This window comes from Streptomyces sp. M41 (assembly GCF_043673425.1).
Classification (GTDB): domain Bacteria; phylum Actinomycetota; class Actinomycetes; order Streptomycetales; family Streptomycetaceae; genus Streptomyces.
In genome coordinates, this window is record NZ_JBIMKE010000003.1 from 16837 (window position 1) to 43101 (window position 26265).

Here is a 26265-nt window from a genome sequence, read left to right on the forward strand (position 1 = left end):
CCCGCCCCGGTGATCCGGGGCGGGCCCTTTCACTGTGTCGCGCCGTCTCGCGCGCCGCGTCAGTCCCTGGTCCAGCCTCGCAGTGGTGGTGCGCTCAGGACCTCGTCCAGGGCTGTCTCGAAGGTGGTGGCCGTCAGGTCGTCGGGGACCGTGAAGGTCAGCGCCGCGGTGCGGCCGGAGCACTCGAGCAGATTCGCCGTCCAGCCCGCCGGCAGCAGTGCGATCAGGCGGATCGCGGCGAACTCCGGGTGAGCTCCGTCAGGTCCGCTGATGCGTGCGCGGTGCTCGATGGGCATGGGATGGGCTCCTGGAGGGGTGCGGGTGGGTCAGCGGGAGGTGCGGCGGGCGCGGCTGAGCTGGTAGACGCCGACGACGATGCCGGCGAGGATCGCGCCGCCGATGCCGTAGCGCATGCCGTTGTCCAGGTCGCTGGTGAGGACGGCTACCTCGGCGCCGACCAGGACGGCCAGCAGGGCGGCGAGCAGGATGACGGAGTTCGGGCGGTTGGTGTTGTCGTTCATGGTGTTCTCCTTGCTGTGAGGGGTGGTTGCGCAGTGGATGGTAAGGAAGCGGATCAGTCGGCGAGCTTGAGGGCCTGCCGGAACGAGAGCTTTCGGCCGGTCTGCATCAGGGCCCGGCGGTAGACCCGCTCGGCGCCCAGGACGACCAGGGCGGCGGCGGCCAGCGAGATCAGCAGCGAGGCCGCCGGCTCCCACCAGGCGGTGTCCCCGGCGATGATCCGGGCGGGCATCGTGATGGTCGAGGTCAGGGGGGCGAAGGACAGGATGCTCTGGGCGGCGCCGGAGGCGGTGATGCCGGCGACGAAGACGACGGCGACGATCGCGTTCACCGGCGTGGTGGTCGACTGGATGTCCTCGGTGCGGGTGGCGATGGCGCCCGCCGCGGCGAACACGCAGGCCAGGACGGCGATGCCGACGACGTAGTAGACGAGGAACCAGCCGAGGCCCGCCGTGACCTGACCGAAGGTCTCCTCATGGCCGGCGGCGACCAGGCCGATCGCGGCGGCTGCCGTGAACGCGACCATCTGGGCCAGGGCCAGCGTCGTACTGCCGACGATCTTGCCGATGAGCAGGTCGCGTACCCGGATCGAGCTGGCGATGATCTCCACGACCCGGTTCTGCTTCTCCTCCACGATGCTGGTGGCCAGTGAGACGCCGAGCAGGACGGCGGCCAGGTAGAAGAGGAAGCCGAAGAAGTACGTCGCCATGCGGACGACCGTCTCCGGGGTCTCGTCGGGGGAGAGCAGGGAGTGCTGGAGCGTGGCGCCCTCGGCGAGCTCGGCCATGCTGGTGCCGGCGGCGGTGGCGTTGGCCTCCAGGGCGTTCGCCTGGACGGCGGCGCCGAGCCAGGTGGCTGCGGTGGAGTCGGTGTCGGTGTCGCCGAGGAGCTGCCAGCCGGCCGGGGTGTTCAGCAGGCCGGCGTCGACGTCTCCGGAGCGGACCGCGGCGCGTACGGCGTCCTCGGAGGACTCCTTGCGCAGCGTGATCTCGATGTCCTGGTCGGCCTGTCCGGCCAGGGTCTCGGCCTGCTTCGCCAACTCGGCGGAGGCGGGGGCGACCGCGGCGACCGTGATCTTCCCGGTCGTCGAGGCGATGTAGAACTGGAGGCCGACCGCGCCGAGGATGACGGCGAGGGTGGCGAGCGTGGAGAGCAGGAAGCCGCGGTCGCGGATCTTCACGGAGATCTCGCGGCCGGTGACGATGCGCCACGCCGAGGGCGTACGGAGCTTGGGTGTGGGGGGTTCGGTGCGCATGGTGGGCCGGGGTTTCTGGGGGGTCGGTTCGGTGGACGGATCGGTGGCGGAACGAGTCGGCTCGGTGGGCTCGTCCGGCTGGGTCTGCGGCTCGGTCGTCAGCGTGGTCATGCTGCGGTCATCTCCCTGAACACGTCGGCGACACTGGGGACGATCTCGGCGAACTCGCGGACCGGGCCCCGGCGCAGTGCCTCCGCCAGGAGCCGGTCGGCCACGTCGTCGGTGGCCAGTTCCAGCAGGGCGGTGCCGTGGCCGGCCTCGACGACGTCGACGCCCTTGACGTCCCGCACCCAGTCGGTCGGGCCGGCGGTCACCAGGCGGTGCCGGACGCGGCCACGGCGGCGCAGGCTGTCGGCGGTGCCGCGGGCCAGGGTGCGGCCGGCGGCCTGGATGACCAGGTCGTCGCAGAGCCGTTCGACGAGCTCCAGCTGGTGGGAGGAGAACAGCACCGGGACACCGCGGTCGGTGTGCTCGCGCAGCAACTCGGCCATGGAGTCCACCGCGTGCGGGTCGAGACCGGAGAACGGCTCGTCCAGGACGAGGAGTCGGGGATCGCCGATCAGCGCCGCCGCGATCTGCACCCGCTGCTGGTTGCCCAGGGACAGTGCCTCCAGACGCTCGGTGCGCTTCTCGGTGAGCGACAGCCGCTCGATGAGGTCGCCGGCGGAGCGTTCGGCGCCGCGGGCGGACAGTCCGCGCAGCCGGCCCAGATAGACCAGCTGGCCGAGGACGGTCTGCTTCGGATACAGGCCGCGCTCCTCGGGCATGTAGCCGAAGCCGCGCCGGTCGACGGCCGTGACCGGAGCGTCGTTCCAGCGGATCTCGCCGCCGCTCAGGGCCAGGACGCCCATGATCATGCGCATCGTCGTGGTCTTGCCGGCGCCGTTCCCGCCGACGAAGCCGGTCATCCGGCCCTCGTCGACGCGGAAGGAGACGTGGTCGACCACGCAGCGGTCGCCGAAGCGGCGTACCACGTTGTCCAGTTCCAGCATTGCGTGTTCCTCTTCGTCTCGGGTGCGGCCCGGCCGTCAGGGCAGCGGGTGGGGGGCGGCTGAGCGGTGGTCGGTCAGGCGGGCCGGGCAGCCGGTGCGCTGCGGTGCGGTGGTCAGGCGGGGCAGATGCCAGGTCCAGTCATGGTTCTCGTCCATGCGCAGGTGCTGATAGCCGGCCGGGACGACCTTCACCGCCTGCCAGCCCATCGCCCGGGTCGAGGCGGGCAGGCGGGGTGTGAGGTCGACGACCAGCGGGTCGGCGCCGTCGGCGAGGAGAGCGGCGACGATCTCGTCGGTGCTCACCTTCCGTGCCGTCATGGGAGCTTCGGCCGGGGTGAATCCGGCGACCCAGTCGCGTACGGCCGTGCAGGCGCCGGCCGTGAGCATGTACCGGATGCGGTCGTGCTCGGTGACCACCGCCTCCGGCGCCTCGACCGGGCCGTCCTGGCGGGTGGCGTCCAGGGCGGCGCGGACCTGCCAGGCCTCCTGGAGGGCGCCGAGCAGGGCGTCGTGCGGGCGGTCGGACGCCTTCATGCCGACGGTCGCCGTCGCGCCCGTTGCTCCCCCCGGTTCGACCAGGCAGGCCACCACGCACCACAGACCGGGTACGGCCGTCGGGATGTGCGCGAAGGTCGCCGCGATGCCCTGGTCGAGGGCGCGCTGCCACAGGGTGCGCAGGGCGTCGCCGGTGGGGCGGTCGGGGGCCTCGGCCACCGCCAGGAGCGGGTCGGTGTAGCTGGGCAGGCGCAGTTGGCGGCCCCAGGCCGTGGTGAAGGCGTCCCGCTCGACGATCTCGACCAGTGCCGAACGCAGCGCCATGTCGCGGCTGCCACCGGAGGCGGCGCCCGACGGGGACGGGTCGAAGAGCGCCGCCGGTGCGGTGGTGGGCCAGTCGACCAGGCCCGCCGGGACCAGCACGGTCGAGTGATCGCTCAGCCGGGTCGCCCGGTACCAGTCGAGTGGGGCGGTCGCCGCCGCCGGGTGGGCGAGGGCGTGGGAGTGCGCCGGGAAGGCGCTGCCTCCGAGGTCCGCCGCGGTGCCGTGCACCACGGGGAGGCTGTCGTCCGGGTGCAGGGCCCGGCGTTCCACCGCCTCGCCGGCGCCGCGCAGGAGGGCGTCGGCGCGGGAGTGGCCGTTGGCGCCGGCGACCAGCGCGGACAGCGGGACGTCCGTGGTGTCCCAGCCCTGGACGGGGTTGAGGGCTACGGCCGTGCTCCACAGGGGGTTGTCGGGCTGCGGGGGCAGGAGCGAGTAGCGGCTGGCGATGCCGGTGGTGGGGGCGAGGGTGCGGGGGACGTCGATCACGGGTGCACCGCCTCGGCCGCGCCTTCGGGCACGGTGGGCGTCGACGCGAACGGCAGTGCCTGCGTGTCGTCCTCCGCTATCGCCGTCAGCGCCAGCAGCACTCCCGCCGACCCCGTCGCCAGGTCCGTCGACAGGCGGTAGCCGTGGTCGCCGAGGAAGTCGATACGGCCGGGCTCGGCCGCCATCGCCTCCCAGCCGAGGGCGTCCAGGTGGGCACGGATCTGCTCGGGGTCGTGGTGGTCGCCGGTCAGGGTCAGCAGGGCGCCCGCGCGGCCGGTGAACAGACCGCAGGAGCTGGCGAAGTGGGCGTGGACCGTCTCCAGCAGGAGGGCGTGGGCCTCGTCCAGGTCGCCGGCCGGGCGGTGCCGGGAGATCGCGCGGATCACCAGGGCCATGCCGGCGCTGCCGATCAGCCCGGGGCCCAGGCGCAGCCGGCTGTCCTCCTGCGACAGGTCGACCGTCTCCAGGTCGGCGCGCAGCTCGGCCTCGGCGGCGTCCAGGTGGCGCTGCTCGCCGGTGCGCTCGAACAGGCGCAGCAGGAACAGGGCGTGGCCGGAGCGGCCGTAGACCAGGCCGACGCGCTTGGGGCCGGGCGTGGCGCTCTCGGGGCCGCCGATGCGGTCGGCGACGGCGCGGGCCATGTCCAGGTAGGCCGCCGGATCGTCGCGGCGGTCGGCCAGGTGCAGGGCGACCAGGCCCAGGCCCGACCAGCCGTTGCACACCGAGTCGCTGACGCCGGCCGCCGGGGTGGCGAAGGCGCGCTCCATCAGGGCGTCGGCCTCCTCGGCCCGGCCGAGGTGGTCCAGGGTGTACGCGATGCCGGCGAGGCCCGTGTAGAAGCCGGGGCCGTCCGTCTCGGTGCCGGCGGCGTGGTCCACCAGCCACTGGACGTGCTCGGACGGGATCTCGTACCCGGCGCGGGCCAGCGACCACAGGACGCCCGCCGCGCCGTAGGCGAAGGTCGTACCGCCGCCCGGCGTCAGGAACTGCATGGCGTCGCCCGGGTAGAGGCGGTCGTCGCGCTCCGGGGAGGCCGCCTCGACGATGGAGCGCGCGATGGCCTCGCGCAGCGCCGCGTCCGGCAGGGCCGGCCAGTCGACGGAGAAGTCGCGGCCGGCGGTCAGCACCTCCGGGCCGAGGCCGTCGGCGATCGTCGTGACCAGCGACTCGGGCAGGTCGAACTGCTCGGTGGCGACGTCCAGAAGGGTGCGTACCTTCGCCACACCCCACGGCACGATCTGCGGCAGCGGCATGAACATCGTCAGCCGCAGCACGTTCAGGGCGAACAGGTCGCAGTCCGCGCCGGTCAGGTGGTGCGGGGCGTGGAAGCCGAGGGCGCCCATCGCCTGCGGGTGACGGTCCTCGACCGGGGTGCAGGTCTCCATGTCGATGAACGCGACCGTGTTGTCGGCCTTGAGCAGGATGTTGCCGGGGTGCAGATCACCGAAGACGACACCGCGCTCGTGCATCGCGGCCACGCCCGCCGTCACCTGGTCGAGGATGTCCAGCGCCCAGGTGGTGTAAGCGGCCCGCGCCTCGGGCGAGTTGTCGCCGGAGGTGAACGGGTGCCGGCTGCGCAGGACATCGATCAGCGCCTCGCCGTCGATGAACTCCCGGGCCAGGAAGCGGTGTTCGTGACCGTCGCGGTAGTCGATCAGTGCCGGTACGGCGGGCAGCCCGGCCAGCTTGGTCAGCGCCCAGTGCTCGCGCTCCATCCGGGTGATCGCGTCGGCTCCGCTGGCGTCCAGGCCGGCCAGCGGGCGGGCCTCCTTCAGCAGGACCTCCGCGCCGGTGCGCTGGTCGATGGCGCGGTAGACGCCGCCGCCGTTGGAGAAGTGCAGCGCCTTGTGGACCCGGAAGGGGAAGTTCTTCAGCGTGCCCTGCTTGCGCTCGGCGTGGGCCTCGGCGAGGAACGGCGGCAGCGTCACCCACTCCGGCGGACGGAACGCCGGGCGGCGCACGTCCGGGACCATCTCGCCCTGCGGGTTGCGGATGCCGGGGACCAGGGCGCCGTTCTCGGCGCGGGCCATCTTCAGCACGAACCCGCCGTAGCGGACGAACAGCGGGCCCTGCTTCCAGCGCAGGTCGCTGAGGATGTACGGCGCCGGGGTGCCGCCGACCAGTGCCTCCAGCTCGTTGAGCGTGCGCTCGAGGCTCTCGTCGTTCGGCGGGTAGATGGTGATGAACTTGCCGCTGGCGCTGCGGTCGCCGTACTTGGAGCCGCGCCGGCCGAGGATCTCGCGGGTGGAGATGTACTTGTACATCAGCCCCCGTTCGACGCAGTACGGGGCGACGACGTCCAGCAGCTCGGCCGCGTTCTCCGGGGAGGCGGAGACGTGGATCTTCCAGCCCTGGTCGGGGACGTCGAGGTCGGGCGGGGTGCAGAACGTCCACTCTCTTCCGCGGGTCACCGTCCAGCCGGGTCCTGGGATGCGGCCCGCGTGGAAATCCTGGTCGGTGGCGCCGTCGTGGTCGGGGGCGTCGTAGAAGAGGGAGTCCTCGCGGCAGAAGTCGAGGAAGCGGAAGTCGAGCACGGTACGTCTCCTGGCCGTTTCGGGTGGGAAGAGTGGGTGGGCGTTCGGACGGGCTAAGGGAGGAAGGGGCTCACGTAGGTGCGGTAGCCGACCTCCCAGAGGGGCAGGCTGCCGGTGGCGACCTCGGCCGCTCCCGTAGGTTCGTCCGGTACGCGGTCGACGGTCAGCCGGTAGCCGGTGACCGGCAGGTCGTAGCCCTCGCCGAGGGCGATGGGGAAGAAGGACGACAGGGGCGCGGTGCCGGTGGGCGCCTCGGCGCCCACGGTCGCGGTGCCCGTCGTGGGGTGCAGCACCGGGCCGTTGGCGGTCAGCGTGACCTGCTGGCCCGGCTCGATCCGGTCGGTGTCCGAGCCGTCCAGCAGTACCAGCTCGACGCCGTCGGCACGGGTGACGTACGCGGCCGAGACGGTGTGCGGGACGGGCAGGAAGAGCAGCGCCGCGCAGGCCGCGGCGAGCGCGCCGGTGACCGCGGCGACCCTCGGGCGGGCGGCGCCGGCGGCACGCACCTCGCCGGCCAGTCGGCGCATCCCGCGGCCCAGGAAGTACAGGCCGTAGGAGACTCCGCAGGCGGCGAGGCTCACGCCGATCCAGCCGCCGCGCTTGAGCAGGTCGATCCACAGCTGGAGGGCGGTGGACAGCAGGTACAGCGGGAAGACCATGCAGGCCAGGCCGTACCAGGTGGTCCAGCGGGTGGTGAGCTCGCGTTCGTAGCGGCCACCGAAGAGCAGCCGGGCGAGGGCGCGGCGGGCGTCGGTGATGGCACGGTCGCGCAGGTAGGGGATGTCGGCGTGGCTCATCAGGGCGATGTAGCCGTCGAGCTTGATGAACGGCAGCAGGTTCAGCAGGCCCGTGATGTAGCTGCCCAGGGCGAAGAAGACGAGGGTCGTCTTCAGGCTTCCGTCGGCCAGCGGCCAGGCCGCGAGGGCGGCGGCACCGGCGAGGAAGGTCTGTACGGCCGGTCCGGCGAGGGCGACATGGACGCGCTGGCGGCGCTTGGGCAGGCGCCAGGCGTCGGAGACGTCGCAGAAGAACGCCGGCATCAGGTAGAAGAGCATGATCCCGATACGGGAGGGACGGCCGCCGTAGCGGATCAGGGTGGCGGCGTGCCCCAGCTCGTGGATCGATGTGCCGGCGATCAGTCCGAAGAGGACGCCGAGGTAGGTCAGCGGCGTCAGCGGGCCGGACAGCGCGCCCGTCACGAAGGTGTTCTGCACGGCGAGCGCGGCGACACCGGCCAGCGCGGTCAGCAGCGCGGCGCCGATCAGGTACGGGTTGCCGAGGCGGACGAACAGCGGTTGCAGGGACTGCATCGCGCGGCCCGGTCGCAGCAGCGTGAACTGGAAGGTGAACGGCGGGACCATCTTGAAGCGGCCCTCGCGGCGCGGAGCCTTCATCTCGCCGTCGTCGATCAGGCCGAGCTCGTCCAGGCGGCGGACGGCGAAGCCGACCATGGGGGCGGACCAGTTGCCGCCCATCAGGCGGGCGAGCTCCGCGTGGTCGCGCTCGCCGTCGAAGTGCTGGGCGAGACCGGCGACATCGGGGCTCACCCGGATGTAGCGCGGGCCACGCTGCAGCACCCAGGTGCCGCCGTCGCCCATGGGCGGGTGGATCTCGGTGCCCGGTGCGCGGTTCGGCCGCTGCGTGTGCGCGGCAGGCGCAGCGGGTGATGCGGTGGTGGCGCTCACGGTGGGTTCCTCACGGGTCGTTTCGGTCTTGTAAGGGGGGGGCGCCCCCCGCCTCGGCCCAGCTCATTCGTTTGCCGGAAGCAGGGCCGAGGCAGGATCTGCGGTGCGCTCTGCGCGTCACCGAAGACCTAGTGAGTGCTGCTCACTGGGGGTCGCGTTCCCTTGGTGGGGCTCGATCAGGTGAGGGCGATCGAGGTGGCGACGGCGGAGGAGACGCCCGCGCCGATGGAGACGCCGGTCCAGAAACCGGGGGCCTCCAGGGCCTCCAGCTCCTGCATCTCCAGCTCGACGTTGCTGTCGACGGCGGTCTCGGCCTGGATGTCCTGCTTGATGTCAGCCATGTCCGTTGTCCCTACTCGCAGTTGTGGTGGTGTGGTCGTGGTGTTCGGGATCAGGTGAGGGCGATCGACGTGGCGACCGCGGAGGAGACGCCGGCACCGATGGAGACGCCGGTCCAGAAACCGGGGGCCTCCAGGGCCTCCAGCTCCTGCATCTCCAGCTCGACGTTGGCGTCGACGGCGGTCTCGACGGGGATGTCCTGCTTGATGTCGGCCATGACGGCTTCCTTTCGTTTCGTCGGGTGTTTCGTCGGGTGTGCGGTGAGGTGAGGTCGGATCAGCTGAGATCGGACCGGATGAGGTCGGATCAGGTGAGGCTGAAGGCGACCGAGACGACCGAGATGCCGACGCTGACGCCCGCGGAGGTCGCCCAGCCCGGGGCCTCCAGGGCCTCCAGCTCCTGCATCTCCAGCTCCGAGTCGGCGGCGACGGACTGCAGTTCGGTCTCGACGATGTTGTTCTCGCTCATGGTTTTCTCCCTTGTCGGATCGGTGAGTGGTGGTGGATGTGCCGGTGGTCGACGCCCGCAGCGGTGCGGATCAGGTGAGGCTCCAGGCCACGGAGACCAGCGAGACGCCGACGCTGACGCCCGCGGAGGTCGCCCAGCCCGGGGCCTCCAGCGTCTCCAGCTCCTGCATCTCCAGCTCGGAGACGGCGAGGTCCTGAAGCTCGGTCTCGACGATGTTGTTCTTGTCGCTCATGTGCTTCTCCTTCTGGTCGGGTCCCGGGGGATCCGGGACCGCGGTGGGTTTCCGGCACGGTCACCGGGCGGTGTCCGTGCGGGTCTTGGGGCCTCGGGCGGCGGGGGAAGATGCGCCCGAGGCCGGCTCGGTGGCCTCGGTGAGGAGCGCGCGCACATCGGCCGCGCTCAACTCGTCGAGGATGGGCAGGCCCGCTCCCCAGCCGCGCATGATGCGCGTGGTGGCCCGGTCGATCCGGCCGGCGTCGGCGCGCACCTCGCGGTCGACGCGCCAGTCGCGCATCAGCCGGAGCAGACCGGCGGCCGGGTCGTCGGGCAGCCAGGGGGCCGCCGTACGCAGGTGTGTCCACAGGCGGTGGATGCGGGCGGGGCTGCCCAGCCGGGTGTCGCCGGCGAGGGTGTGCCGCCACAGCACCGGCCACAGGGCCGACACCGTGCGCATCTTGGCCAGGTCCAGGGTGGTCGACAGCTCGTTGGCCATCGCCCAGCACTTGACGGCGTACGGGCTGCGGCCGATGTTGATCCGGCCGATCTGGCTCTCGCCGCTCGACTCGGCGATCCGCAGCCGCAGTTCGGCGGGTACGGCTCGCTGTTCGGCGCGCAGGGCGGCCACTTCGTACCCGGCGACGACCAGCCGGGTCGCGAGGGACTCCACTTCGGCGTCCTGCTCGGGGAGTTCGGTGGGGTCGCCCACGTACGGGCTCACCGTGCGGAAGAGGGCTTCGAGGACGCCGTCGGCGATCAGCTCGCCGGGCAGGGTCTCGGTGGCCTCCGGCGCCCACAGGGCCGCGGTGGGCCGTAGACAGGGACCGGTGGCGAGGAGTTTGCCGCCGTCGCGTTCGAAGCAGGCGACCGTGCCGAGTTCGCTGCCCGTGCCGAGGGTGGTCGGGACGGCGAGGACGCGGGCGCGGGTGCCGAGCGCGGCCGGCAGCACCAGGAAGCCGCTGCGCTGCGGGGCGGTGAGATAGCGGGGGAAGTCGGGGTGGCGGGCGGACAGGGCCGCCAGCTTGGCGAAGTCCAGGGTGGTGCCGCCGCCGACGCCTATGACCAGCTCGTCCGGGGCCAGCCGGGCGGCCAGGCCGGCGACCGCGTCCAGTCCGGTGGGGCCGTCCAGGACGACGAGAGCCGGGGTGATGCCGGCGCTCTCGACCTGGGCGAGGACCCCCCTGGTCACGCTCTGCTCGGCGACCGCCGGGTCGGCGACCACGGTGACGGCTCGGGTGCCGTCCTCGCGCAGCCAGCCGGCCAGTTCGTCGATGCCGCGCAGCGGGGGCGCCGGGGGCACGAACGCGGGCCGGATCACACCCTTGCGGACCTTCGCCGGCCGCGTGGTGCGGTGCCGGGTGGTGCGTGTCGCGGCGGCGGTGGTCTCGGTGGGCACGGCAGCTCCTTCTGCTCTGCGTCGCTGGGTCGCTCTGCGTCGGATACGGTGGGTTCACCTGCCTCGGCCCAGCTCATTCCTTTGCCGGAAGTGGGGCCGAGGCAGGGTTGGCGGCCGGTACGAACCCCCGGGTCGCCGGGGGCGGTCGAGGCCGCCGGGGTACGGCGGGGTCGGTCGGGGGAGCGGGCTCAGGTCGCGACGACGACCGAGACGCTGACGGCGGTGCCGATCGACACACCGGTCCAGAAGCCGGGCGACTCCAGGGCCTCCAGTTCCTGCATCTCCAGCTCGGTGGCGTCGGTGGAGAAGTCCTCGGTGGCGAAGGGCTGCTCGGTCTGCGGGGTCTGCTTGCTCATGGTGGGTCTCCTTGGCGGGGTGGGGCGGTCAGTGACGGGGGGCCGAAGCGGCGCTGGGAACAAGGGCGTTGAGGCCGGACTCCACGCAGGTCATGAGCTCGTCGACCTCCGCGTCGGAGTACGTCAGGCTGGGCACGAGCTGGATGCCCGCGGGGCCCGGGTGGACGATGGCGCCGGCCTTGCGGATCGCGGCCACGAGGTGGGCGACGCCGGGCGGCGAGAGCCGGTGGCCGCCGGGGCCGCCGATGTGCAGGGTGTGGAAGCAGCCCCGGCCCGAGGAGCCGGTGACCAGTGGGTGCCGTTCGACGAGGTCGGCGATGGCCGCTTCCAGTCGGGCGGCGACCCTGCGGCCGGCGACGACCGCGTCCAGGCGCCGCATCTCGGCGATGGCCGCGCTGATCGCCGCGGCCGGGATCGAGGAGCCGCCCTGGGTCTCGGCGTGGGTGAGGATCGCGTCGTGACCGGTGAAGGCGTCGGCGATCTCCTGCGAGAAGACCACCGCCGAGGCGGGACAGGTGCCGTTGGTCAGGCCCTTGGAGGAGAGCAGGACGTCGGGCCGGCCCGGCCAGGTCTGCGAGGCGAAGAAGGTGCCGGTGCGACCGAAGCCGGTGGCGACCTCGTCGGCGACCAGCAGGAACCCGGTCTCGTCACGCAGCCGGACCAGCTCGGCGAGGTAGTCGTCGGTCAGCGGGATGGTCCCGGTGCCGAGGACCGGCTCGACGACCACGGCCGCGATCTGCCGCCCGCTGCGGGCGATCAGGTCCTTCAACTCGCCCACGTCGTTGGGCGTGACATGGCGGATCAGCCGCTGGTCGACACCGTAGACGCGCTGGCCGAGGTCCTCGCCGGTGAGGGCGAAGCCGCCGAAGGTCAGTCCGTGGAAGCTGCCGCGCAGGGCCACCACGAGGTTGCGCTGCGGGCTGCCCTTGAGGGCGTGGTAGTGCCGTACGAGCTTCATCGCGGCGTCGTTGGCGACGCCTCCGCCGCCGGCGAGCATGACCCGGCCGTAGTGCTCGGGGCCGCAGACCTGGAGCAGGTCGTCGGCCGCCTTGCGGGCGTAGGTGTTCTCGAAGCGGAAGGAGTGCAGGTACGAGCCGTTGACGGCGGCCTCGGTGACGGCGGCGGCGATCGCCTCGTTGCCGTAGCCGATCTGCACGTTCCACAGACCGCTGTCGGCGTCGAGGACCTCGCTGCCGTCGGCGAAGGTGATGCGGTGACCGCGGGCGCTCACCGCGCAGTTGGCGTCGTCGCCGTGGGTGCTCGGCGGGATCAGATAGGGCCACAGGGCGCTGCTCATCGGGCGGCCACCGCCTTCAGCAGGGTCACGCGGTGCCGGTCGCCCATGCCGGTCAGCGGGCGGCGTCCGGCCACCGTCAGCCCGGCCTCGGCGAGTTCGGTCTCGATGGCGGCGATGCTCATCGTGCCGACCTCGTCGACGCACACGGTGACGGGGCCGTCGGCGGGCGCGTCGGCGGGGGCGATGGTGACATAGCGGTGGTCGGCGCCGGCCGGCCAGTACTCGTACAGGTCGTACGACCTCCCGCTCGCGCCGCTCACCCGGGAGTGCACCTCGGTGGGGGCCTCGTCGTCGGCGCGTTCCATCACCGAGACCAGGAACTGTCCGCCCGGCACGAGATGGGCGGCCACCGACCGGTACAGGCCGGCCCGGCCCTCGGCGTCCAGCAGGGACAGCGAGGTGGTGCCGAGCACGATGTGGCCGTAGCCGCGGCGCAGGTCGAAGGTGGACATGTCGCCCTGGACGACCGTGCAGCGGTCCCGCATCGAACGCGGGGCCCTGGCCAGACGGGACTTGAGCAGGTCGAGCATGTCGGCGGACAGGTCGAGGGCGGTGACCTCGCGTCCGGTGGCCAGCAGCGGGAAGGTGAAGCGGCCGGCTCCGGCTGCCAGGTCGAGGACGGGGCCCTCGATGCCGGTGCGGATGGCGGCGACGATGTCACCGATCTCGAAGCCGTCGGCGGCGGCGAGATCGTCGTAGACGGGGGCGCCCAGGGTGTCGTAGAGGCCGCAGAGCCGGGCGCGGTCGCCGAGGGCGGTGATGCGCTCGCCGCCGAGGCCGGGCGGGAGGGTGAGGACGGTCATCGGGCACCTGCCGGTATGCGGGTGGTCGGGGTGGCCAGGGGCAGGCCGCGGTCGGTGAAGAAGGCGCGGACCTGGTCCTGGACATGGACGGGAAGGTGGTCGGTGGTCCCCGAGATCAGGCCCTCCACCGCGGTGGCGAAGGAGTGGTCCACGGCGAACACGCGGGTGCCGACGACGACATAGGCCTGTTCGGGGTTCCACAGGACCAGCGGCAGCGACGGGTCGCGCAGGTCGGCGTCGCCGGTGACCGCGGCGGCCAGACGGTTGCCGAAGCCGGAGACCTTCAGGCCGCCGACGTCCTGGGCGGTCAGGGCCCGCAGCGCCTTGACGGCGGCCAGGTAGCGGCCGAGGAAGGGGCGGGTCTGGAGGGCCGCGGTGCGTGCCTCCTCGGGCACGGCGGCACCCAGGCTGACCGCGCACGGGGCCTCGGTGGCGGCGTTGACGTGGGCGTAGCGGGTGGCGAGGGTGGCCAGGTCGTCGCCGACGGTGCCCAGCGGGGAGCCGGACGGCGAGGTGGAGATCCCTCCCTCGGCGTCGACGTACAGCCGCAGGGTGGGACCGTCGGTGTCCAGGGTGCCGCCGAGCGCGGCGGTGTCGGCGAGCAGGACCGCCGGGGTGATCAGGAACTCGGGGAAGCCACCCTGGTGCAGGGCGCGGTCGGCGTCGGCGAGGAAGGCGGAGAAGTCCTCCATGCCGAACACGCGGATCAGGGTCGGGCCGAGGACGGACATGTACGCGCTGGAGGCGTAGTCCTGGGTCTGGAGATAGAAGTCCTCCCCCAGGGCGAAGTCCGCGCCGGCCTCGGCGAGAGTGCCGCCGTAGGGGATCGTGTTCCCGCTCGCCTCGCCCGTGCCGGGCACGAAGACGAGGGTGCCGGGGCCGGCCAGGCCGGAGGCGGTGACGGCGTCGAGGTGGCGGGCGTCGGCGAGGACGATCGTGGCGACGGAGCCCTCGGGCACGGAGGCCGGGCGCCGGCCGCCGGAACCCCACGACATGATGTGGTCCTTCGCGCGTCTGCGCGTGGCTGAGTCCATGGCTGTCTGTCCTGCTTGTCCTGTGTGGGTGGGAAGGGCGGAAGGCTTTGGGAGGCGGGCGTGAAGCGGCCGGGCGGGGCTAGACGGCGCTGCGGAGGATCTCCGTGAGGTCGCCGATGGCCTCCTGGGTGCCGAACATCTTGTTGACACCCGTGGTGTTGAGGACGATCTCGTCGACACCGGCCTGCCGGTACTCGTCGAGCCGTTTGACGACCTCGTCGAGATCGCCGGTGACGAAGGCGCCCACGTCGACCGCGCCGCGTGCGACGGCATGCACGTCCTGGCCGTCGACCTCGACGCCGGCCCGCCTGAGCATGTCCAGGTAGTGCGGGGCCTGGAGGTGGGCGAAGTTGCTGGCCAGCGCGAGCCGTTCGGGCGCGGTGTCCTCGCGCCGGAGGCCGACGGGGACCATCGCGACGATGCGCGGGCGTTCGGTGCGGCCGGCCCGGGCCATGCCCTCCTCCACCGCGGGCAGCAGTACCTCGCGCAGATAGGAGGGCGGGGTCAGCCAGGTGATGACGGTGTCGGCGACCTCACCGGCGAGGCGAGCCATGCCCGGCCGCAGGACGCCCAGTCCGACGTCCACGCGGGGCGCGGCGGCCGGGGCGAGCTGGGCCTGGAAGCTCCACTCGGGGCCGTCCATCCGCACCAACTCCCCGTCGAGGAGCCGGCGTACGGCCGTCACGTACTGACGGGCGACGGCGAGCGGCTTGGCGTACGGCGCGCCCAGCATGTTCTCCTGGAAGGCCGGGGCGCCCGGGCCGAAGCCCGCGATCACCGGGTGGCCGGTGGCCAGGGCGACCGAACGAGCCTGGTTGGCAGCCTCGAAGGGGTGCCGCAGCGGCATCAGGGTGACCCCGAAGCCGACCGGGACGCGAAACCCTGCTCCGGCCGCCCCGGTGAAGGTCTGGTGGGGCTCCAGGAGCATCGACTGTCCCTGCCAGAGCCTTACGGCGGGCGTCCAGTTCACCAGGCCCGCGAACGGCAGCGTCTGCTCGAGGCGGCGCGGCACGAACGGGATAAGAACCGAATAGTCCGTCATAGCGGCATATATCTCTCTCGTTTGAGGGCAGGGAAGGTCCTGGATGGGCGCGGTATCGGCGGGGTGTCGGGTGGGGCCGGGGCGCGTGGGGCGGGCGGGGCGGTGCTACGGGCGGTTCGGTGACCCGGCGCGCCCGGCGCCCGGCGCCCGGGCACCGTCCTCGGGGACTTGGCGGCTCGACGGCTTGGTGGCTCGGCGACCCGGCGACTCGGTGACTTGGTGGCTCGGCGGTGCGTGGGCCGGCCGCCCGCGGCCTAGCGCAGCGGGGGCGTTCCCCAGTCGTGGTTGTCGCCGTTGAGGACGTCGACGACCGGGCCCAGGACGCCGCCCGGGAGCGAGGGCAGGTGCGGCAGGCGGGACAGGTCCGGCAGCGCCAGGTGGGCGGAGACCGACGCCCGCTGCTCGGCCGCGGGCCGGGCCTCGCCGGCCTGGGCGGTGCCCTGGGCCGTCAGGGCGAGTGCGCCGGCGGCGAGCACGACCGCGGTGGCGCGGGCGCCGGTGCGGACGAGACGGGCGGCGGCGGACTTGGTGGCGGCAGCAGAGCGGTTCATGACTTTCCCCCTGAAGTGCGAATGGTCTGTGCTGTCCGCAAGGGAGCCGGTTCCCGCTCGAGGTTCCGTTCTCTTGCGGTCTGGCCTCCTTGCGAGAACAACTCTGCCGTGGCGACCAGCCCCAAACGAGATGTGGATCGTGCAACTTGCTGCGCCCCGCTCGTGCCGTTTCCTGCACGCCCCCCGGCAACCCGGGACGCGGCACGGCCATGGCGAAAGGGGTGTGACCCGAGGTATTTCTTGTGGCGGGATCATGACCATGTCGTGCAGGGGGAGTCCATGACGCAGCCAAGCCTTCAGTTCCTCGGAGTGGGCAGAGAGGAGGAGGCCGCCTATCGCCGGCTCCTGCGGGACCCAGCCACGGACCCCGGCCAAGCCGTCGCGGATGTCTCGGGGGAGATCGCCGACCAGCTCGTCGAGCTGGGGATCGCCACCCGCACCCACACCGGGTCGCTGCGGCCGGTACCGCCGGCCCGGGCCGTGGAACGGCTCATCGAACGCCGGCTCGACCGGCTGCGGGGCGAGTTGGAGGACGCCGCCGAGGCCGACGGCATCGTGGACTCGCTGCGCGCGGAGCGGGAGGCGGTGACCGCACTGCCGTCCGCGCCGTCCCAGGCGCCTACCGTGCAGCAGATCGAGGGCATGGAGGCCGTACGGGCCGTCATCGACGAACTCACCTTCTTCGCCCGCACGGAGAGCCTGACCACCAACCCCGGCGGCATCATCACACCCGAGTCCGCGGACTTCTCGCGCCCCATCGATCTGCGGATCCTGCGCCGCGGGGTGCGGATGCGCACCCTCATGGGGGCACCCGCGCTGGACGATCCGACCACGCTGTCCTATCTGCGGGAGCTCGCGGCCAAGGGGGCGGAGATCCGGATCTCCCACCAGCCCCTGGAACGCATGATCATCTGCGACCGGGCCGCGGCCCTCACCCCGATCGACCCGGCCAGTACCGCCAAGGGCGCGCTGCTCACCCGCGAACCCGGTCTCGTCGCCACCCTCGTCACCCTCTTCGACCGGATGTGGGCGATGGCGCAGGAGCTGCCCGCGCAGGACGACGACCTGCCCACCGAGATCGAACGGCGGATCCTCGGCACCCTGTACGCCGCGGAGAAGGACGAGAGCGGGGCACGCGACCTGGGCATCTCCGTACGCACGTACCGCAAGCACGTCGCCTCACTGATGACCCGCCTCCAGGCGACCAACCGCTTCCAGGCCGCGCTGCTGGCCCGGGAGCGGGGCTGGTTCTGAGGGACCGGGGCGGGATCGGGCGTCGGGGCACGATTGGGGTGGCGGGCCGCGGCGAGATGTCGGGCGCCATGTCGGGCCGCCGGGCCGCGTCGGGACGCCTGGTCGTGTCAGTTCGTGGGGCCGCGTCGGAACGACCGGGCGCGCGTCGGGCCGCCCGGCCGTGTCAGGCGGTGGGGCCGGGGCAGGTGGCGGGCCTGGTCAGGCGGGGTCAGGTCGCGGGGCAGGTCGGGCCGCCGGGCGGTGTGGGAACGTCTGGTCGTGTCGGGCCGCCGGGTCGGGTCGGGACGTCGGGGCGTGTGAGGTCGTGGGGCTGCGCCGCCACGTCTGGCCGCGTCGGAACGACCGGGCGCGCGTCGGGCCGCCCGGCCGCGTCAGGTGGCGGGGCCGGGGCAGGTGGCGGGCCTGGTCAGGCGGGGTCAGGTCGTGGGGCAGGTCGGGCCGCCGGGCGGTGTGGGAACGTCTGGTCGTGTCGGGCCGCCGGGTCGCGTCGGGACGTCTGGTCGTGTCAGTTCGTGGGGCCGCGTCGGAACGACCGGGCGCGCGTCGGGCCGCCCGGCCGTGTCAGGCGGTGGGGCCGGGTCAGGTCGCGGGGCAGGTCGGGCGGTGGGCCGGGTCGGGCGGCGGGCAAGGTCAGGTCGCGGGGTCCGGTCAGGTCGTGGGTACCGTGTGGCCGAAGCGGAGCAGGTTGGCCGGGTCGTAGGTGGCCTTGTCCCTGCACAGCCGGTCGTACACCTCCGGGCTCCAGGCCCGGGCTCGGTCGGCGTCGTCGCCGGGGGTGCCGTGGATGTTGACCATGGTGCGACCGGTGCCGTAAGGGGCCATGGCCGTGTGCAGGGAGGCCGTCGCCGCCTCGAGGGCCTCGGCCGCGGGCGGCGCCGCCATCACTCCCACCGCCTCCAGCAGATACCCGGCGTCCCGGGCGCAGATCGCGTCCGCCGACCGGGCGGGACGGGACAGGGCGCCGGCCATGTGGCGCAGCCCCGCCGCGAGAAGGGGGCAGTCGGCGGCCTCCGGGCCCACCTGGTCCAGCAGAGCACGGATGGCGTCGGGTGTCAGATCGCGGAGCAGGGAGCAGGACTCCCGCGCGGGCAGCGGGTCCTGGGGTTCTATGTGGATACGGTCCAGGGCCGTGTACGGCATCTCCTCCACGGTGTCCACCGTCACCGGCGCCGCCGCGCGGACCGGGGCCAGGAGTTCCTCGCCCTGCGCGGGGGAGCCCGTCCAGGCGATCGCGACCCGGGCCCAGAATCCGCCGCGCAGGGGCTCGGGGATCTGCGGGATGGGGGGCAGCCGCAGCATGGTGAAGGCGCTGCACATCTCCTCGGGGATCCGGCGGGTCCACTGCGCCCACGTGGTCAGCAGCGCCTCCGCGTGCTCGCCCGGGCAGTAGATGCCACCCCCGAGGAGCGTCGGGACCGGGAGGAGCTCACAGGTGAGGGAGGTGACCACGCCGACATTGCCCTTGCCGCCGCGCAGCGCCCAGAACAGCTCCTGCTCGTGGTCGGGGTCGCTGTCGTGGAGCGTGCCGTCGGGCGTGACGACCTGGAAGGAGAGGACTCGGTCGCTGGCGTAGCCGTAGGTCCGGCCGAGCACGGGCAGACCGCCGCCCAGGGTGTAGCCGACCGCCCCCGTGTCCGTGGACGTGCCGCACAAAGCGGCGAGCCCGTGCGGCGCGGCGGCGTCCAGGACCTGGCGCCACTTCGCCCCGGCCGCGACGGTCGCGAGGCGCCGTTGCGGATCGACGTGAACGTCCGTCATCCGGGCCGTGCTGATCAGCAGGCCGTGGTCGACGGGGAAGTTCGCGCCGTGGCCCGTCGCCTGGACCGCGACCGGGGTGCCGGTGGCCGACGCCCAGCGCAGGGCCGACACGACGTCGTCGACCCCCGTCGCGCCCACCACCACGTCGGGAGTGCGCAGCGCGGCCAGGTTGAAGCCGGTGACCTCCTCCGCGTAGCCGTCGTCGCCCGGGCGCAGCACCGGGCCGCGCACATCGGACAGGGCGAAGAGATCGGGGGTGTTGTGATGGTGGGTGGCAGTCATCGCGTCCTCCGCGGTGGGCGTATGTACGGAGGGACGGCGGCGGCGGGGCGGGAGGGGCGGGGCCGTCGGGGTCCTCAGGTGCGGGGCGGGTGCGGGGCGGGCGGGGGCCGGGGCCGGGGGCCGGGGGCCAGGGGGTCTTGCGGGTCTCCTCCTCAGGATGGACCCGGTGGCCGGGGGCCCGCATGCGGGCTTGCCCGGCCCGCTCCGGTGCCGACGGCTCGTCGGCAAAGGTGCCGCCGGGGCGGGCGTAGCGTAGGTGCCATGACGACGTACGGATCCTTCCCCGGCGCGCGGCCACGGCGTCTGCGGACCACTCCCGCCATGCGGCGCATGGTCGCCGAGACCAGGCTGCACCCCGCCGACTTCATCCTCCCGGCCTTCGTTCGCGAAGGCGTCGGTGAGCCGGTCCCGATCGAGGCCATGCCGGGCGTGGTCCAGCACACGCGGGACAGCCTGAAGAAGGCCGCCGCAGAGGCGGTCGAGGCCGGTATCTCCGGGATCATGCTCTTCGGGGTGCCCGAGGAGGAGAAGAAGGACGCGCTCGGTACGCCCGGGACCGACCCGGACGGGATCCTCCAGGTCGCCATCCGGGACGTGCGCGCCGAGGTGGGCGACGACCTCCTCGTCATGTCCGACCTGTGCCTGGACGAGACCACCGACCACGGGCACTGCGGTGTGCTGGACGCGGACGGCCGTGTCGACAACGACGCGACGCTGGAGCGGTACGCCGAGATGGCCCAGGTGCAGGCCGACGCCGGCGCCCATGTCGTCGGGCCCAGCGGCATGATGGACGGGCAGATCGGGGTCGTCCGGGACGCCCTCGACCAGATCGGCCGGGAGGACGTGGCCATCCTCGCCTACACCGCCAAGTACGCCTCCGCGTTCTACGGGCCCTTTCGGGAGGCCGTCGGCTCCTCGCTGAAGGGCGACCGCAAGACGTACCAGCAGGACCCGGCGAACGCGCGGGAGTCCCTGCGCGAGCTCGCCCTCGACCTGGAGGAGGGCGCCGACATGGTGATGGTCAAGCCGGCCGGGCCCTACCTCGACATCCTCGCCCGCGTCGCCGACACGGTGGACGTGCCGGTCGCCGCCTACCAGATCTCCGGCGAGTACTCGATGGTCGAGGCCGCCGCCGAGAAGGGCTGGATCGACCGGGACCGGGCGATCTTCGAGACCCTCACCGGCATCAAGCGCGCCGGCGCCCGCAACATCCTCACCTACTGGGCGACGGAGGCCGCACAGAAGCTCGGCCGGCAGTAGCGGGTCGGGCGGGACCTCGGCCGACGGTAGCGGGCCGCGCAGAAGCTCGGCCGCAGGGGAACGGGCCGGATCAGGACTTCGGCCGTCGGGTGAGAGGTCGCGCTGGATCCGGGCCGCTGGGTTCGGGGCCGCGCGGGTTCGGCGACCGGGTGGGCCGGGCCGTGTGGAGGCTCGTCGAGTCCGTGACCGTGGGCGCGTCCGGCGAGGTCGCGGTCGCCATGCCGCGCGTCGGGTTTGGTTGCTGGGTATGGAGCCGCGCTGGGTCTGCCTGTCGGGTGAGGGGTCGCGCTGGATCCGGGCCGCAGGGTGCGGGGCCGCGCTGGATCTGGCCGCCGGGTAAGAGGTCCGCGCAGGATCCGGCCGCCCGCGTAAGAGGCCGCCGTAAGGCTCCTGTTCACGGCCCTGCGGGCGCCGGGGGCGGGGTCGGAGTGGGGGCCGTGGGGCGGGGTGGCGTTGTGGTCGTGGGGGCGGTCGAGGAGGACGGTCCTTCATCGCGCAGGCCCTCTCCGTCCTCGCACGCGGTGAGCCCGAGTGCGGAGACCGCCACCAGGGTGGCGGCGAGCAGCCGGGCGCGGGCGCGAAGGGGGTGTGCGGACGCGGACATGGTGCGGCCCTCTCCTCGGGTGGGGGCGGAGGTCGGACCCCAGCCTGAGCGATCAGCTGTCCCCGCCGCCACCTTCGGCCGGGAATTCGGGACGCCCGGGTGGAAGTGGGGGCCCTGACCTGCGGGGACGCCACGTCCCGAGGGCCCGGCGTGGGACGCCCGACTGCGCCGGCGACGCGGTTCGGCCGACGGCGGGTCCGTATTCCGGAAACCTGCTTGTAGGCGCCATGCAGTTCTCTAGGCTGCCCGGCACGAGCCGTCCCCGTGTCGTCGCAGCCGAAGGAGCCGTGTCATGACCGTCATCGAGCCCGCCCCCCACCACGCCTCGGGCGCCCTGCCGCCGCTCGCGGCGCGGACCCAGGTGGTCGGCGGCTCGCCCGTCCGGGACATCCTGGCCGTCACCGCCCGCCCCGAGGTCATCAACTTCGCGGGCGGCCTGCCCGCGCCGGAGCTGTTCGACCGGGAGGGCATCGCCGCCGCCTTCCGTGACGTGCTCGCCGAGACGCCGGAGCGGGCGTTGCAGTACTCCACGACGGAGGGCGAGCCGAGCCTGCGGGCCGGGCTCGCCGCGCGGTTCTCGGCGCGGGGCCTGCCCACCGACGCCGACGACCTCCTCGTCACCACCGGCTCCCAGCAGGGCCTGTCGCTCCTGGCCACCGCGCTGCTGGAACCCGGGGACACCGTCCTCGTCGAAGACCCCTGCTATCTGGCGGCACTTCAGGCCTTCGGCCTCGCCGGAGCGCGGGTCGTCGCCGTCCCCTCGGACGCGGACGGGGTCGATCCGCAAGCCCTGGAGGAGCTGGTCCTGCGGGAGCGGCCGAAGCTCTTCTACACCGTCCCCACCTTCCAGAACCCGACCGGCAGGACCCTGCCCGCCGAGCGCAGGGCGGCCGTCGCCCGGGCCGCCGCGCGCCGCGGGGTGTGGATCGTCGAGGACGACCCGTACGGCGAACTCCGCTACGAGGGCGAGCGGGTTCCCTGGATCGCCGCGTACCCGGGCGCCGAGGACCGTACGGTGCTGCTCGGCTCCTTCTCCAAGGTGATGGCGCCGGGGATACGGCTGGGCTGGCTGCGCGCGCCGGCCGAACTGCGCCGCGCGTGTGCCGTCGCCAAGCAGGCCGCCGATCTGCACACCCCGACCCTCAACCAACTCGCCGCCGCCCGCTGTCTTCCTGGCCTCGACGCCCATGTCGCCCGCATCCGGGACGTCTACCGCGAACGCCGCGACGCCATGCTGGCCGGTCTGGCCGGCGCGCTCCCGGAAGGCTCGTCCTGGAACCGGCCCCAGGGCGGCATGTTCCTGTGGGCCCGCCTCCCGGAGTCGTACGACACGACCGCGCTGCTTGCGGACGTGGTGCGGCACGAGGTCGCCTACGTGCCAGGGGCACCCTTCTACGCCGGCCAGCCGGACCGGTCGACGCTGCGGTTGTGCTTCGTGACGCAGACGCCGCAGGAGATCGCGGAGGGGCTGCGGCGGCTGGCCCAGGGGCTGCGGTCCTAGGACCGACTATCCGGGACGGGTCCGTCCCGGGACCGCGAACGGGCCGGGGCGGATCTTCATAGAGTGAGGTCATGTCCGACACCTTGCGCTTCGACCTCGACGAATACCTCCGGCGGATCGGTTGGGAGGGGGAGCGGCGGGCCGACGCGGCGACGCTGCGGGGCGTGCACCTGGCGCATATGCGGAGCATCCCGTTCGAGAACCTGGACGCGCTGCGGCGCACGGCGCCCTCCCTCGAACCGGCCGATCTGACGGCCAAGTTGCTGCGCAGCCGGCGCGGCGGTTACTGCTACGAGCACAACACCCTGTTCGCGGGCGCGCTGGAGACGCTGGGCTTCCGGGTGACCCGGCTGGCCGCGCGGGTCGTCGTGGGAGCGGACCGCGTCGAGAGCCGCCCGCGCACCCATATGGCGCTGCTCGTCGAGGCGCCCGGCGATCCGCAGCCGTACCTCGCGGACGTCGGTTTCGGCGCGATCGGCGCGCTGCTGGAGGCGGTGCCGCTGACGGCCGGCGTCGAGTTCCGGGACGCGGAACGCCGGCACCGGCTCGTCCACGCGGCACACGACGGGCCGCTCCAGCTGTGGCTGCTCCAGGCCTACGACCAGGTGAAGGGCGACTGGGCCGACCAGTACGCCTTCACCCTGGAGCCGTTCGAGAAGCCCGACTTCGACGTCATCAACTGGCACATCGGCACCAATCCGCGCTCGCCCTTCACCCAGCGGGCCTACGTGCAGAGTGTCCGGGGCGGACGGCACCTCCTGCTCGACGGCCGGATCCTCACGGAGACCAGGGCCGACGGGACCGTCGTCGAGCGGGAGGTGGGCGGGGAGGCGGAGGCGCGGCGCCTGCTGGACGAGGAGTTCGGCATCGATGTGCCGGACGGGATGCGACTGCTGCCCTAGCGCCTCCTGGGCATCGGGCCCCCCAGGCATCGGGCCGCCTCCTACACGTCTGGCCACCCCCTACGCATCGGGCGGCTCGGTCAGTCCCACCAGAAGTGCCAGGCCGGCCGGCCGAGCAGGTGGTTCTCGGCGTAGCCGCGAAGGGTCGGCTCGCTGCCCTGCCAGAGGTTGTCGGGGCAGAACGCGAGGTGCTCGGCGGCCAGGGCCTCCGCCTCCGCGAGCGTGGTGGGCGGGGCGGCCACGGACACCAGCAGCGTGTCGAAGCCGAGGGCGACGACCCGTATGCCGAACCGGTCCTCCCAGGAGCGGAGCACCGCCGACAGACGGCCGGTGTCGTCCTCGTGGTTCACCGGGCCCGTCCAGCCGAGCGCCGCCGGGATGTCGGCGCTGCGGCGGGCCGGGACGAGGGCGAGCCGGGGCTCTTCCAGGGGGCCGTCGCCGTCGAGGAGAGAACCCACGAAGTCGGCGGCGAGGGACTCGGGGTCCAGGCCCGGGTCCGTGACGTGGCCGGCGTCGGCGGCGTCCGCGCGCTCCGCGTCTCGCTGTCCGGGCCAGTCCGCGTCGTCCTGCGCGCACGCGTCCCAGAGCTCCGCCAGCACCTCCTCGACGTCATGATCACCCGGATACGACATCTCGCCCGGCATCAACTCCCAGCTCTCCGGCCCGCCATGACCGGAGCCGACGTCGAGAAGGACCGGAAGCAGTCCGACGGCGGGTGCCGTACGCCGCAGCGCGGCCCAGCCGCTGAGTGCGGCCCGGCCGTCCGCCAGCCATATGAGCGGCTCGTGCCACGGCCCTTCATCCGTCGCGTCCAGCAGCCTCCCGGGCGGGAGTTGAAGTCCCAGGGCGGCGCCCGTGGGGTCGGTGGCCAGCTTCGGCAGATGATTCGGAAGTGTCGCCATGCCGGTGACTGTAGGGGGTGGCACTGACAATGAACTCCCGGGCCGCCACGGCCCGCGACAAGACCGCGGCCCGCCCCCTCCGGGCGGGAGAGGACGGGCCGTGGTCGTGGTGCGGGTGGTCAGAGCCGCTCGGGCGTCCGGATGCCCAGCAGGGCCATGCCCTGGTGCAGGGTCCGGGCCGTCACGTCGCACAGGAACAGACGGTTCTGCACCTGCTCGGGCGTCTCGGCCTTCAGCACCGGGCACTTGTCGTAGAACGACGTGTACAGCGACGCCAGCTGGTACAGGTACGCGGCCAGCTTGTGCGGGGCGTACTCCGCGGCGGCCTCGAAGACCGTGTCGCCGAACGCGTCCAGGTGCAGGCCGAGCGCCCGCTCCGCCGCGTGCAGTTCCAGCTCCGGGTGCGCGGCCGGCTTCGTCTCGCCCGCCTTGCGCAGGATCGACTGGATACGGGCGTACGCGTACTGCAGGTACACGGACGTGTCGCCGTTCAGCGACACCATCTGGTCCAGGTCGAACTTGTAGTCCCGGTTCGGCGACGTCGACAGGTCCGCGTACTTCACCGCACCGATGCCGACCTGCGTGGCCCGCTCCTGGATCTCGTCCTCGGTGAGGTCCTGCGCCTTCTCCCGGACGACCTCGGCGGCCCGCTGCACCGCCTCGTCCAGCAGGTCCTCAAGGCGTACCGTCTCGCCCTCACGCGTCTTGAACGGCTTGCCGTCCGCGCCCAGCACCGTGCCGTAGCCCATGTTGTGCGCGGTGACGCCGTCGCTCAGCCAGCCGGCCCGGCGGGCCGTCTCGAAGACCATCTTGAAGTGCAGCGACTGCCGTACGTCCACGACGTAGAGCAGCGAGGTCGCGTGCAGGTCGGTGACGCGGTTGCGGATCGCGGTCAGGTCGGAGGCCGCGTAGCCGAAGCCGCCGTCGGCCTTCTGCACGATCAGCGGCACCGGCTGGTCGTCCTTGCCCCGGATCTCGTCGAAGAAGACGACCAGCGCGCCCTCGGAGCGGACCGCTACGCCCATCTCCTCCAGCAGGCGTGCGGTCTCCGGCATGCCCTCGTTGTACGCGGACTCGCCGACGATCTCCTCGTCCCGGATCTCCATGTCGAGCTTCTCGAAGACCGAGTAGAAGTAGACCTTCGACTCGTCCACGAACTGCTGCCACAGCTCGAGCGTCTCCTTGTCGCCGGACTGGAGGGCGACGACCCGCTTACGGGCCCGCTCCTTGAACTCCTCGTCCGCGTCGAAGACCGCACGCGACGCCTTGTACACCCGGTTCAGGTTGCTCATCGCCTGCTCGCCGTCGACGTCGGCCGCGGGGGCCAGCTCGCCGGGGTGCTCGAACAGGTACTGGATGAGCATGCCGAACTGGGTTCCCCAGTCGCCGATGTGGTGCCGGCCGATCGTCTTCTCGCCGGTGAAGTCGAGCATGCCCCGCAGGGCGTCGCCGATGACCGCCGACCGCAGGTGGCCGACGTGCATCTCCTTCGCCACGTTCGGCTGGGCGTAGTCGACGACCGTGACGCCCGCGTCCTGCTTCAGCGGCACGCCGAGCCGCTCGCCGTCCGCGTGCCGCGCGGCGAGGTTCTCGGTGATCGCCCGGTCGGCGATCGTGATGTTGAGGAAGCCGGGGCCGGAGACCTCGACGTCCTTGATCACGTCACCCGTGACGATGTTGCCGACGACCTCCGTCGCCAGCTCCCGGGGGTTCGACTTGGCCTTCTTGGCGAGGGCCAGGATCCCGTTGGCCTGGAAGTCGGCCCGGTCGCTGCGTCGCAGCAGCGGGTCGGCGTCGGCCTCCGGCCGGGTGGCCGACAGGGCGTTCGCGAGACGCTGCTGGACTTGAGCGGTGAGCGACGTGACCGAGGTCATGGGATGGGTGCCGTTCTCCTCGTGGGAATTGATAGACACGCTCAGTATCCCATGGGGGGTAAAGGGGTTTTCCCGGGCGCGATGCCGTCTGGGAGAATGGGCACCGGCCGTTGACCGTACGGCTGCCCTGGAGAAA

26 protein-coding genes are annotated in these 26265 nt (G+C 72.7%); 4 read left to right on the forward strand and 22 right to left on the reverse strand.

From position 1 onward, the window contains the following. Positions 1 to 59 precede the first annotated feature (59 nt). The 18 genes from ACHBTE_RS04445 to ACHBTE_RS04530 form a co-directional block, all read right to left on the reverse strand. Positions 60 to 296 (reverse strand): hypothetical protein, encoded by a 237-nt coding sequence (locus ACHBTE_RS04445; RefSeq protein ID WP_394722020.1) that lies wholly within the window; start codon positions 294 to 296, stop codon positions 60 to 62. Between the two features lie 30 nt (positions 297 to 326). After that, positions 327 to 521, reverse strand: coding sequence for a hypothetical protein (locus tag ACHBTE_RS04450; protein WP_394722022.1), 195 nt, complete (start codon positions 519 to 521; stop codon positions 327 to 329). Between the two features lie 53 nt (positions 522 to 574). After that, the gene (locus ACHBTE_RS04455; protein WP_394722023.1) at positions 575 to 1885 is read right to left on the reverse strand and encodes an ABC transporter permease; all 1311 of its coding nucleotides are present in this window, start codon (positions 1883 to 1885) and stop codon (positions 575 to 577) included. After that, positions 1882 to 2766: an ABC transporter ATP-binding protein gene (locus tag ACHBTE_RS04460; RefSeq protein WP_394722024.1), complete on the reverse strand. Its 885-nt coding sequence runs from the start codon at positions 2764 to 2766 to the stop codon at positions 1882 to 1884. Before ACHBTE_RS04460 ends, ACHBTE_RS04455 begins: the two co-directional genes overlap by 4 nt. Positions 2767 to 2802: 36 nt before the next feature. Further along, positions 2803 to 4071, reverse strand: a complete 1269-nt coding sequence (locus ACHBTE_RS04465) for a YcaO-like family protein (RefSeq protein ID WP_394722025.1) — start codon at positions 4069 to 4071, stop codon at positions 2803 to 2805. Further along, the gene (gene lanKC / locus ACHBTE_RS04470; protein WP_394722026.1) at positions 4068 to 6605 is read right to left on the reverse strand and encodes a class III lanthionine synthetase LanKC; all 2538 of its coding nucleotides are present in this window, start codon (positions 6603 to 6605) and stop codon (positions 4068 to 4070) included. The genes ACHBTE_RS04465 and lanKC overlap by 4 nt, the downstream gene beginning before the upstream one ends. 53 nt (positions 6606 to 6658) lie before the next feature. After that, the gene (gene mpaP, locus ACHBTE_RS04475) at positions 6659 to 8290 is read right to left on the reverse strand and encodes a daptide biosynthesis intramembrane metalloprotease (RefSeq protein WP_394722027.1); all 1632 of its coding nucleotides are present in this window, start codon (positions 8288 to 8290) and stop codon (positions 6659 to 6661) included. Between the two features lie 176 nt (positions 8291 to 8466). Then, positions 8467 to 8631 carry a daptide-type RiPP gene (locus tag ACHBTE_RS04480; protein WP_394722028.1) on the reverse strand — a complete coding sequence of 55 codons (165 nt, stop codon included), beginning with the start codon at positions 8629 to 8631 and terminating at the stop codon, positions 8467 to 8469. Positions 8632 to 8681: 50 nt separating this feature from the next. Continuing rightward, the gene (locus tag ACHBTE_RS04485; protein ID WP_394722029.1) at positions 8682 to 8846 is read right to left on the reverse strand and encodes a daptide-type RiPP; all 165 of its coding nucleotides are present in this window, start codon (positions 8844 to 8846) and stop codon (positions 8682 to 8684) included. A gap of 89 nt (positions 8847 to 8935) precedes the next feature. Further along, positions 8936 to 9097 carry a daptide-type RiPP gene (locus tag ACHBTE_RS04490; protein ID WP_394722030.1) on the reverse strand — a complete coding sequence of 54 codons (162 nt, stop codon included), beginning with the start codon at positions 9095 to 9097 and terminating at the stop codon, positions 8936 to 8938. 70 nt (positions 9098 to 9167) lie between these two features. Then, complete coding sequence (locus ACHBTE_RS04495) at positions 9168 to 9329, reverse strand: daptide-type RiPP (protein WP_394722031.1); 162 nt, start codon at positions 9327 to 9329, stop codon at positions 9168 to 9170. A 60-nt stretch (positions 9330 to 9389) separates the two neighbouring features. Next, a complete protein-coding gene (mpaC, locus tag ACHBTE_RS04500; protein ID WP_394722032.1) occupies positions 9390 to 10709 on the reverse strand; it encodes a daptide-type RiPP biosynthesis dehydogenase in 1320 nt (439 codons plus the stop codon). Positions 10710 to 10897: 188 nt separating this feature from the next. Further along, positions 10898 to 11065, reverse strand: coding sequence for a daptide-type RiPP (locus ACHBTE_RS04505; protein ID WP_394722033.1), 168 nt, complete (start codon positions 11063 to 11065; stop codon positions 10898 to 10900). 28 nt (positions 11066 to 11093) lie between these two features. Then, the gene (gene mpaD, locus ACHBTE_RS04510; RefSeq protein ID WP_394722034.1) at positions 11094 to 12362 is read right to left on the reverse strand and encodes a daptide-type RiPP biosynthesis aminotransferase; all 1269 of its coding nucleotides are present in this window, start codon (positions 12360 to 12362) and stop codon (positions 11094 to 11096) included. Next, complete coding sequence (mpaM, locus tag ACHBTE_RS04515) at positions 12359 to 13165, reverse strand: daptide-type RiPP biosynthesis methyltransferase (RefSeq protein ID WP_394722036.1); 807 nt, start codon at positions 13163 to 13165, stop codon at positions 12359 to 12361. Before mpaM ends, mpaD begins: the two co-directional genes overlap by 4 nt. Next, positions 13162 to 14199: a daptide biosynthesis RiPP recognition protein gene (gene mpaB / locus ACHBTE_RS04520; protein ID WP_394722038.1), complete on the reverse strand. Its 1038-nt coding sequence runs from the start codon at positions 14197 to 14199 to the stop codon at positions 13162 to 13164. Before mpaB ends, mpaM begins: the two co-directional genes overlap by 4 nt. A 79-nt stretch (positions 14200 to 14278) precedes the next feature. After that, positions 14279 to 15241 (reverse strand): LLM class flavin-dependent oxidoreductase, encoded by a 963-nt coding sequence (locus ACHBTE_RS04525; protein ID WP_394722039.1) that lies wholly within the window; start codon positions 15239 to 15241, stop codon positions 14279 to 14281. Positions 15242 to 15495: 254 nt separating this feature from the next. Beyond that, positions 15496 to 15792: a hypothetical protein gene (locus tag ACHBTE_RS04530; RefSeq protein WP_394722041.1), complete on the reverse strand. Its 297-nt coding sequence runs from the start codon at positions 15790 to 15792 to the stop codon at positions 15496 to 15498. Between the two features lie 279 nt (positions 15793 to 16071). On the opposite strand from ACHBTE_RS04530, the gene ACHBTE_RS04535 reads away from it, so the two are divergent. Next, the gene (locus ACHBTE_RS04535; protein ID WP_394722043.1) at positions 16072 to 17046 is read left to right on the forward strand and encodes a LuxR C-terminal-related transcriptional regulator; all 975 of its coding nucleotides are present in this window, start codon (positions 16072 to 16074) and stop codon (positions 17044 to 17046) included. Positions 17047 to 17694: 648 nt separating this feature from the next. Here the strand turns inward: ACHBTE_RS04535 and ACHBTE_RS04540 are convergent. Beyond that, on the reverse strand, positions 17695 to 19086 hold the full coding sequence (locus tag ACHBTE_RS04540) for an FAD-binding oxidoreductase (protein WP_394722045.1): 1392 nt from the start codon (positions 19084 to 19086) through the stop codon (positions 17695 to 17697). Positions 19087 to 19347: 261 nt separating this feature from the next. Here ACHBTE_RS04540 and hemB point away from each other — a divergent pair, with 261 nt between their 5' ends. Further along, positions 19348 to 20346, forward strand: coding sequence for a porphobilinogen synthase (gene hemB / locus ACHBTE_RS04545; RefSeq protein ID WP_394722046.1), 999 nt, complete (start codon positions 19348 to 19350; stop codon positions 20344 to 20346). Between the two features lie 394 nt (positions 20347 to 20740). On the opposite strand, the gene ACHBTE_RS04550 is transcribed toward hemB, so the two are convergent. Further along, positions 20741 to 20950 carry a hypothetical protein gene (locus tag ACHBTE_RS04550; protein WP_394722047.1) on the reverse strand — a complete coding sequence of 70 codons (210 nt, stop codon included), beginning with the start codon at positions 20948 to 20950 and terminating at the stop codon, positions 20741 to 20743. 292 nt (positions 20951 to 21242) lie between these two features. Here ACHBTE_RS04550 and ACHBTE_RS04555 point away from each other — a divergent pair, with 292 nt between their 5' ends. Both ACHBTE_RS04555 and ACHBTE_RS04560 read left to right on the forward strand, forming a co-directional pair. After that, on the forward strand, positions 21243 to 22451 hold the full coding sequence (locus ACHBTE_RS04555; protein ID WP_394722048.1) for a PLP-dependent aminotransferase family protein: 1209 nt from the start codon (positions 21243 to 21245) through the stop codon (positions 22449 to 22451). A 71-nt stretch (positions 22452 to 22522) separates the two neighbouring features. Beyond that, positions 22523 to 23353: an arylamine N-acetyltransferase gene (locus ACHBTE_RS04560; RefSeq protein ID WP_394722049.1), complete on the forward strand. Its 831-nt coding sequence runs from the start codon at positions 22523 to 22525 to the stop codon at positions 23351 to 23353. Between the two features lie 80 nt (positions 23354 to 23433). Here ACHBTE_RS04560 and ACHBTE_RS04565 read toward each other — a convergent pair whose 3' ends face one another. Continuing rightward, on the reverse strand, positions 23434 to 24255 hold the full coding sequence (locus ACHBTE_RS04565; protein ID WP_394722050.1) for a DUF4253 domain-containing protein: 822 nt from the start codon (positions 24253 to 24255) through the stop codon (positions 23434 to 23436). Positions 24256 to 24374: 119 nt separating this feature from the next. Continuing rightward, entirely contained in the window at positions 24375 to 26129 is a 1755-nt protein-coding gene (gene argS, locus ACHBTE_RS04570; RefSeq protein WP_394722463.1) for an arginine--tRNA ligase, read from the reverse strand. Between the last annotated feature and the right edge of the window lie 136 nt (positions 26130 to 26265).

Excerpts from the sequence above, each read along its gene's own strand:
- ACHBTE_RS04445 (WP_394722020.1), bottom strand. The coding sequence starts at position 296 with ATGCCCATCGAGCACCGCGCACGCATCAGCGGACCTGACGGAGCTCAC.
- ACHBTE_RS04450 (WP_394722022.1), bottom strand. The coding sequence starts at position 521 with ATGAACGACAACACCAACCGCCCGAACTCCGTCATCCTGCTCGCCGCC.
- ACHBTE_RS04455 (WP_394722023.1), bottom strand. The coding sequence starts at position 1,885 with ATGACCACGCTGACGACCGAGCCGCAGACCCAGCCGGACGAGCCCACC.
- ACHBTE_RS04460 (WP_394722024.1), bottom strand. The coding sequence starts at position 2,766 with ATGCTGGAACTGGACAACGTGGTACGCCGCTTCGGCGACCGCTGCGTG.
- ACHBTE_RS04480 (WP_394722028.1), bottom strand. The coding sequence starts at position 8,631 with ATGGCTGACATCAAGCAGGACATCCAGGCCGAGACCGCCGTCGACAGC.
- ACHBTE_RS04485 (WP_394722029.1), bottom strand. The coding sequence starts at position 8,846 with ATGGCCGACATCAAGCAGGACATCCCCGTCGAGACCGCCGTCGACGCC.
- ACHBTE_RS04490 (WP_394722030.1), bottom strand. The coding sequence starts at position 9,097 with ATGAGCGAGAACAACATCGTCGAGACCGAACTGCAGTCCGTCGCCGCC.
- ACHBTE_RS04495 (WP_394722031.1), bottom strand. The coding sequence starts at position 9,329 with ATGAGCGACAAGAACAACATCGTCGAGACCGAGCTTCAGGACCTCGCC.
- ACHBTE_RS04505 (WP_394722033.1), bottom strand. The coding sequence starts at position 11,065 with ATGAGCAAGCAGACCCCGCAGACCGAGCAGCCCTTCGCCACCGAGGAC.
- mpaD (WP_394722034.1), bottom strand. The coding sequence starts at position 12,362 with ATGAGCAGCGCCCTGTGGCCCTATCTGATCCCGCCGAGCACCCACGGC.
- mpaM (WP_394722036.1), bottom strand. The coding sequence starts at position 13,165 with ATGACCGTCCTCACCCTCCCGCCCGGCCTCGGCGGCGAGCGCATCACC.
- mpaB (WP_394722038.1), bottom strand. The coding sequence starts at position 14,199 with ATGGACTCAGCCACGCGCAGACGCGCGAAGGACCACATCATGTCGTGG.
- ACHBTE_RS04525 (WP_394722039.1), bottom strand. The coding sequence starts at position 15,241 with ATGACGGACTATTCGGTTCTTATCCCGTTCGTGCCGCGCCGCCTCGAG.
- ACHBTE_RS04530 (WP_394722041.1), bottom strand. The coding sequence starts at position 15,792 with ATGAACCGCTCTGCTGCCGCCACCAAGTCCGCCGCCGCCCGTCTCGTC.
- ACHBTE_RS04535 (WP_394722043.1), top strand. The coding sequence starts at position 16,072 with ATGACGCAGCCAAGCCTTCAGTTCCTCGGAGTGGGCAGAGAGGAGGAG.
- ACHBTE_RS04540 (WP_394722045.1), bottom strand. The coding sequence starts at position 19,086 with ATGACTGCCACCCACCATCACAACACCCCCGATCTCTTCGCCCTGTCC.
- hemB (WP_394722046.1), top strand. The coding sequence starts at position 19,348 with ATGACGACGTACGGATCCTTCCCCGGCGCGCGGCCACGGCGTCTGCGG.
- ACHBTE_RS04550 (WP_394722047.1), bottom strand. The coding sequence starts at position 20,950 with ATGTCCGCGTCCGCACACCCCCTTCGCGCCCGCGCCCGGCTGCTCGCC.
- ACHBTE_RS04555 (WP_394722048.1), top strand. The coding sequence starts at position 21,243 with ATGACCGTCATCGAGCCCGCCCCCCACCACGCCTCGGGCGCCCTGCCG.
- ACHBTE_RS04560 (WP_394722049.1), top strand. The coding sequence starts at position 22,523 with ATGTCCGACACCTTGCGCTTCGACCTCGACGAATACCTCCGGCGGATC.
- ACHBTE_RS04565 (WP_394722050.1), bottom strand. The coding sequence starts at position 24,255 with ATGGCGACACTTCCGAATCATCTGCCGAAGCTGGCCACCGACCCCACG.
- argS (WP_394722463.1), bottom strand. The coding sequence starts at position 26,129 with ATGACCTCGGTCACGTCGCTCACCGCTCAAGTCCAGCAGCGTCTCGCG.